1 pseudogene is annotated in these 508 nt (G+C 67.7%); it reads right to left on the bottom strand.

From position 1 onward, the window contains the following. Positions 1-407: pseudogene (locus tag ACNPM4_RS19035) on the bottom strand (EamA family transporter); the annotation flags it as partial. Positions 408-508: the final 101 nt, after the last annotated feature.

Genomic DNA, 508 nt, shown 5'->3' with positions numbered 1-508 from the left:
CCCCCCCACTGCAGCCTGCGGATGCGCTCTTTCAAGACGAAGACGCCCAGCAGCACGGTGGTGATGGGGTTGATGAAGTAGCCCAGACTCGTCTCGACCACGTTGTCGCTGAGGGTTCCGATGAGGAACACCTGCCAGTTGATGTAGATCAGGAGGCCGGCGAGCGCGGTCCAGCCCAGCAGCTTCGGCTGCCGCAGGATCACACCGAACGGCGCCCAGCCGCGCGTGACCGTGAGCAGCAGGATGCAGAAGACGAACGACAGCAGCACCCGCCACGCGACGACCTCCCACGGACCGGTCGGCACCAGGAGGAGGAAGTAGAGCGGGAGCACGCCCCAGAGGAGGTAAGCGGATCCGGCGTAGGCGACTCCGGCCGTCTGCGTTGCGCGGGTCGTCTCGGGGGTCACCGCACAACACTATGCCCGCGCCGGAGGCCCGGAGAGCGGCGGCCCGTCGCCGCGCGGAGATCGGCAGGAATCGGATGCCTGATGGCGGGATGCAGAAGGGG

It is taken from the genome of Microbacterium umsixpiens (assembly GCF_053543675.1).
This window is presented reverse-complemented; position numbering and strand designations above follow the sequence as displayed.